The sequence below is a fragment of the Nocardia araoensis NBRC 100135 genome, assembly GCF_000308435.1.
In the GTDB taxonomy this organism is placed as follows: domain Bacteria; phylum Actinomycetota; class Actinomycetes; order Mycobacteriales; family Mycobacteriaceae; genus Nocardia; species Nocardia araoensis.
Genome location: NZ_BAFR01000310.1, coordinates 1 through 5979 on the forward strand (window position 1 = coordinate 1; position 5979 = coordinate 5979).

Here is a 5979-nt window from a genome sequence, read left to right on the forward strand (position 1 = left end):
ACCTGTGTCGAAGTGTTTGTCGGGGTGGCACCGCGCGGCGGTGCCACCCCGTTCACCGTTTCGTGGAAGCTGTTGTCGGTGTTGGCGTGTCAGCGTACACATGGTGGCCGCCTCGACGCGGCGACCTTCGTCTCTGACCCAGGTACTCAGCATCCCGGCGTCGACACCCAACTCGCGGGCGACATCGGCGATCGTTCGACCCGAGTCGATCACCCGATGGGCAGCCTCGACCTTGTACTCGGTCGTGTACGACCGACGCTTGCGAGGAGGCATAGCAAACATCCTTACCAGCAGAACCTTCGATCCTGCTAACTCGGTGTCCACTACACGGGGTGAACCTCAAGGTGCCGGGTGTGACCAGCGACGAACGCGACGAGTTGCGCCGGTTGCGAGCGGAGAACAAGCGGCTGCGTGAGGTCAACGACATCCTGAATCGGCGACAATTTCTTCGCGGGAGAACTCGACCCCCAAAACCGCTGATCGTGGCATTCACCGACCAGATGCGCGCTGCTGGTCACGCCGTCGAGTCGATCGTGATCGCCCTCAACACCGCTGGGCTCAAGATCGCGGCACGAACTTTGCGGGCCTGGTGTGCCCCGGCTGGACCCGGGAAGAGACCGGCGGCCAGGACCGTGACCGACGCCCTGATGCAGGACGCGATCCGGACCCTGGCGTTCACCACCAACGCCGCCGGGCAGCGTGTGCTGACCCCGGAAGGGTTCTATGGCCGGCGCAAGATGCTGGCTCTCATCCGTCGGAGCGACGATGACGCAGCTGCCCGAACAGCTTCGCAAGACGCTCACCTGGGATCGCGGCAAATCGCTCTCCGCGCACGCCCAGTTCGCGCTCGGGACGGGCACGAAAGTGTTCTTCGCCGACCCCCACTCGCCCTGGCAGCGGCCGACGAATGAGAACACCTATTGGTGCACAGTGGTTCATGCCGGATGACTTCGACGGGAGTTGTTGCGGCCCAGGGCCGCTGGGTGACTCAGAGAACACGTGCCGCAAGGCCTTCCGTTGATATGTCCACAGCAGCCCGCAGAGCGAGAGCCCTGACCGGGAGTGACTTGATAGAAGCCTGCTGAGCCGTCAACTCGCAATAGGTCTGTCCCCTGGTCAGGGCCCTCGCTTTGTCCCGTCGTCCGCGATTGGCAGAAGGAGAGGACCTCTCGATGGTGACAGTGGGAATCGACCCGCACAAGCGTGTCCATGTCGCAGTGGCGGTTGACGCCGCCGGCAGCCGGATCGGCAAGCCGCTGACCGTGAAGAACGACGCGACGCTAATCACTGCCCTCCTCAAGTGGATCCGGTCGATCACCGACGACACCAACCTCACCTGGGCTATCGAGGATGGCCACGGATTCGCCCGCCGACTCGCAGATGGCCTGCTGTTGGCCGGCCACGAAGTCGTTTGGGTCCCCACCCGGCTGACTGCGGCGCACCGGAAGCTGCACGCTGCCACCGGATCCAAATCAGATCTGGTTGATGCCATCGCAGCCGCCCACGCCGCGATCGCATCTCCCGGTCTGGACCGGCACCGCATCGACGAACGCGTGCGTGAGCTGCGAGTACTGGTCGACTACCGCGCCGACATCATCAAGCGCCGCACCATGGCGATCAACCAACTCAAGAGCCACATCCATGTCTGGCTCGACCACACACCCGGCGACCTGGCCCGCAACAAGCCTTTGGCGGCGGTGACCGCCCTGGTGAATGCCGCCCAGCTGGGCACCCATGTCCGCCAGGTCCTCACCGACATGATCGCCGAGATCGCCGAGCTCAACCGCCGCATTCACGACCTCGACACCACGGTCAGGGACCTGGTCGGCCCGCTGGCACCGAACCTGCTGGATATCGTCGGAATCAGCCATACCTCGGCAGCGGTGCTGATCGCCGAGATCGGCGACATCACACGGTTCCCGAACTCGGCCAAACTCGCCCGCTACACCGGTTGCGCTCCCGTTCCGGTCTACTCCTCCGACAACGAACGCCATCGCCTGCACCGGGGCGGCAATCGCCGACTCAACAGCGTCCTCTACACCGCAGCCATAGTGCAGAAACGGTTCCACCCGAACGCACAGGCACTGCTCGCCCGGCACGAAACCACCAAAGGCACCCGCGGCGCCCGCCGCATTCTCCAGCGGCATCTCGTCGACGTCGTTCACCGCGCGATGACCGCTGACCAAGTGACCTGGCAGCACCCGATCACCCGCTATCAACCCGCAGCTTGACATAGAAGCATCAACGGGCTGCTGGAGTGGTCCCCGAAAGTCGGACCTGGGAATCAAACCTTATGCGGCAGTGGAGGTTTGGGCAAGATAGTCGTCGGGGCTGAGGTAGCCGAGCCGTTGTTGGATGCGGGTCGTGTTCCACCACTGCAGGTAGTCGGTCAGTCCAGCGTGGAACTCGTCAATGGTCGCGGGTTGCTGGATGCGGAACCATTCCTCTTTGAGATGGCTGAAGAATCCTTCCATGACGGCGTTGTCAAGGCACGTGCCTTTCTGGACATGGATTGCGTGAGGCCGGCCTCGCGGAGCACGTCCTGCCAGAGGGGGTGGCGGTACCGAAATCCTTGATCAGAGTGAACCAGTAGTTTCTCACCTGACTGCAGGCTGTCGATCGCGGTGCGCAGGCCATCGGTGACCATCTTCACGCTCGGTGATGGCCCGGCCGCGGCAGCGATGACCCGGTTGTTATAGAGGTCGAGGACCGGCGAGACATACACCTTGGAGGCCCCGATCGCGAACTCGGTTACGTCGGTGACCCACTTGGTGTGTTTGGCCGCTGCGGCAACGCCCTAATGGAGACCATAAACGGCCTCTACAAGGCCGAATGCATCCGCACGGCGGTGTTCCACGACGGTCCGTGGAAGACGATCGCCGATGTCGAGTACGCGACCGCGGCATGGGTCGAGTGGTACAACAACCGGCGCTTGCATTCGAGTCTGGGCATGATCTCACCGACCGAGTACGAGGCAGCACAAGCCTCTACCAGGCCCTACAGCTGCACATAACGTATCGGCCCCGACAACAGCTGGCTGCCGTCGGGGCCGATCCTGTGTTTAGCACTGGTGTCCGGAGCCAGATACGCTGCGACCTGCAATCACGCCGCGACCGGCCCGAGCCCGGTCGACCGCCGCTAGACCGGCTCGAAACACCACATCCTGACCTGCGGAAACGGGCTACCTCTCGCGGTCGCGGTGGCGGGCGCCAACCTGAACGACCACTTGGCGCTGCCCGAACTGCTCGACCGGGTACAACCGTTGCGCGGCAGATCCGGGCGGCCACGCCGCCGGATCAACACCCTGATCGCGGACAAAGGCTACGCCGACCCCAGCGTCTACACCGAACTGCCGCAACGCCCGCATCACCGGCCACATCCCCCGCCGCGGCACCCGCGACACAGTGACAGGGCGATGGATCGTCGAACAATCCCTGGCCCTACTACACCAGTACCGCCGCATCGCCACCCGCTGGGAACGACGCACCGACATCCACCAAGGACTCCTCAACCTCGCCGCCGCCCTCATCTGCTGGCGACGACTCCGCAACCGAACCTGATAGAAACCTTCAGTAGGTCCAGCATGCCCTACGCAACCAAGTGGCTATTGGCAAAGTTATTGCTTACGCGTCTTGAAGTGATTTTTCGCGATCGTAAAGCTGATTCGACTTGATTCGGGGTGCATAGCGATTAAGGATAATCTGGGGACGACGCAGGGCTGCGGCGATGTGACACAGATATATGCCGGAGGAAATTGGGGACTTGTTTCAGGTTCTCGGAACTCGGAAATGTAAGGCGAGGGAATGTACGCACATCTGGATCGGCTCCTGCGTGGTAGCAACCACACCTATGACGCCACCGACCATGTTCATAAGGCGTACAGTCATCTGAGGTCGGTCGAGGTGACCGCGGATATGTTCGGCCGGACCGCGTCCGCCGCGAATGCCGAGGCCGCCGTACGCGCCCACGAACGACATACCCGGGCACTCCACGACCTCTACCGAAAACTGACGTGGATCGGTGAGAACACTGCCGCAGCCGCGACCGCTCTCGGCGCGGCTGACCAGGCGGGCGCGGACGCCGTACGCCGCGGGGACACCTTCGACCGACCAGTATGAATACGCCGAAACTGTCCGTTCTCTCGCTGCCCGAGCTCACGAAGGAGGCCGGAGGCGATCCGTGGCAATTGCAGGATCAGTTGCTGGCGGGCAAGCGGGACCGGATCAATGCGATGGCCGAGGCCTTCCATCGGAGCGGATCGAATGCCGGAGAGGCGGACAGCGCCTTCGACACGGCTCGTAAGCATTTCCAGGATGCGTACACTTCCGGTGATCGCTCCGATGTGATCGACGATTCAGCTGTCGTCAAAGATGTCAAGGCCAGATTGCATGGCTCAGCCGACGCGCTCGGCAAGATCGGGACGCACCTGGAGGAGATCGCGGCATCCCTCGCCGACGCTCAGAACAAGACGCACCCTCCGATCGATGCGCTCAACCATTGGCTGACGGAACTCGAATCGGAATACCTGAAGTTTCTGCCGTTCGGGCTACCGGACGTCCAACGACGCCAGCAGCTGTTACAGTCAATAAAGAAGACTGCGGTTTCCGCGGTGGCCGCGACCTATCGGCAGATGAAGAGGACCGTCGAGGGATACGAGAATATCCTCGACGCGCGGATGAAAGAGCTCGAAAAGACCGGTTACCTTCCGCCGGTACAGCTCGAGGACGCCGCCTCGAACACCGACCCGAAGGCCGTGTACAAATGGTGGACGTTGCTCACTCCCGCCGAACGACAAGCACTCATCGCCGACCACCCGGATGTGATCGGGAATCTCAACGGAATACCAGTCGCCGACCGCAGCGCCGCGAACATGCAGGTCATGAACGCCGACATCCACCGTGTCGAGGACAACCCAAAGAAATACGGACTGACAGCCGACGACATCACCCGCTACCACAACGCGAAAAACGTCCAAGCCGGCCTGAACGCCTACAGCGGTAGGGAGGCCGGTCAGTTCGGGCCGTATCTGCCGACCTACTTGTATGCGTATCAGCCGCTCGCGTTCGGCGGAAAGGGCAGGGCGGCCATCGCTATCGGCAACCCGGACACCGCACCCAATACCGCGGTCCTCGTGCCGGGTGCAAGTCAGAGCGTGCGTGCCAGCGACGGCTCCGACAAGGGCTGGTTCGCTGTCCAAAGCTCACAGGCGCATAATCTGTACGCCGAATCGAACAAAGCAGACCCAGCTCATCCGACTGCGGTTGTGGCCTGGATGGGCTACGATTCGCCCGCCAACGGAATTACAGCTGTGCTCAGCGGCGACCCCACCGCCGAACGCGCAGGCGGCCAACTCTTGGCCCGCGACGTCGATGGGCTGTGGGCGACGCATCAGGGTTCCTCGCATGTGACCACGGTGGGATACTCCGCCGGGGCCATCGTCACCTCCGACGCCGCGGCCGCGAGTCACCTGCACACCAACGACATGGTGTTGCTCGGGCCCGTCAGCACCGACCAGGCACACCACGCGGCCGACTACCACCTGGACGGCGGACACGTGTACGTCGGCGAGGCATCCAACGACCTCAACGCGCACGCCGGCCACGCCTATCTGAACGCTTTGAGTTTAGGCGGTCAGGCCGACCCCACCGCCCCGGATTTCGGTGCCACCCGCATCAAGGCCGAAACACCACCGAGCTACTCCTCACCGATCTACTACAGCGGACAGGCCCACCTGCACTACTTCACCCATGGCAGCGAATCACTCTATGCCACAACGGACATCACCTCCGGGCATGCCGACCGACTCGCCGACGACCACATGCTGGCCACTCCCGACAAGAAGGTCCCGGCCCCCGGCCGCGCCGGAGAGGTGGGCGTTACAACGGTACAGGAAGGTGAGACGACCGACGGCGTCACCGACGATCATCACCACTGATGGTTGAGCAGGGGCAGACGCCAGCGCCCGGCAGAGTTTGCCGA

Annotated in this window: 6 protein-coding genes and 4 pseudogenes; 7 read left to right on the forward strand and 3 right to left on the reverse strand. The window is 63.0% G+C overall.

Annotation, left to right across the window (positions count from 1 at the left end):
* A partial coding sequence (locus ON21_RS37555; protein WP_169332752.1) for a transposase occupies positions 1-273 on the reverse strand: 273 nt, incomplete at its 3' end.
* A gap of 492 nt (positions 274-765) precedes the next feature.
* Between ON21_RS37555 and ON21_RS37565 the strand changes: the two are divergent.
* Together ON21_RS37565 and ON21_RS30905 are read left to right on the forward strand one after the other, a co-directional pair.
* Positions 766-918: pseudogene (locus tag ON21_RS37565) on the forward strand (transposase); the annotation flags it as partial.
* 254 nt (positions 919-1172) lie between these two features.
* Complete coding sequence (locus tag ON21_RS30905) at positions 1173-2231, forward strand: IS110 family RNA-guided transposase (protein ID WP_039803886.1); 1059 nt, start codon at positions 1173-1175, stop codon at positions 2229-2231.
* A gap of 60 nt (positions 2232-2291) precedes the next feature.
* Here ON21_RS30905 and ON21_RS36165 read toward each other — a convergent pair whose 3' ends face one another.
* Both ON21_RS36165 and ON21_RS41105 read right to left on the reverse strand, forming a co-directional pair.
* Positions 2292-2570, reverse strand: a complete 279-nt coding sequence (locus ON21_RS36165) for an IS3 family transposase (RefSeq protein ID WP_306307721.1) — start codon at positions 2568-2570, stop codon at positions 2292-2294.
* A pseudogene (locus tag ON21_RS41105) lies at positions 2552-2725 on the reverse strand (IS3 family transposase); the annotation flags it as partial. The gene ON21_RS36165 and the pseudogene ON21_RS41105, both read right to left, overlap by 19 nt.
* Before the next feature lie 63 nt (positions 2726-2788).
* Between ON21_RS41105 and ON21_RS30915 the strand changes: the two are divergent.
* From ON21_RS30915 to ON21_RS30930, 5 genes and pseudogenes are all read left to right on the forward strand, one after another.
* Positions 2789-3013, forward strand: a pseudogene (locus ON21_RS30915) (integrase core domain-containing protein); the annotation flags it as partial.
* 144 nt (positions 3014-3157) lie between these two features.
* Positions 3158-3370 (forward strand): annotated as a pseudogene (locus ON21_RS41110) (transposase); the annotation flags it as partial.
* A 34-nt stretch (positions 3371-3404) separates the two neighbouring features.
* Positions 3405-3560 carry a hypothetical protein gene (locus ON21_RS39750; protein ID WP_157171047.1) on the forward strand — a complete coding sequence of 52 codons (156 nt, stop codon included), beginning with the start codon at positions 3405-3407 and terminating at the stop codon, positions 3558-3560.
* Positions 3561-3803: 243 nt separating this feature from the next.
* Positions 3804-4118 (forward strand): DUF2563 family protein, encoded by a 315-nt coding sequence (locus ON21_RS41115; RefSeq protein WP_039803891.1) that lies wholly within the window; start codon positions 3804-3806, stop codon positions 4116-4118.
* Entirely contained in the window at positions 4115-5935 is a 1821-nt protein-coding gene (locus ON21_RS30930) for a putative alpha/beta hydrolase (protein WP_051021516.1), read from the forward strand. The genes ON21_RS41115 and ON21_RS30930 overlap by 4 nt, the downstream gene beginning before the upstream one ends.
* Positions 5936-5979 lie beyond the last annotated feature (44 nt).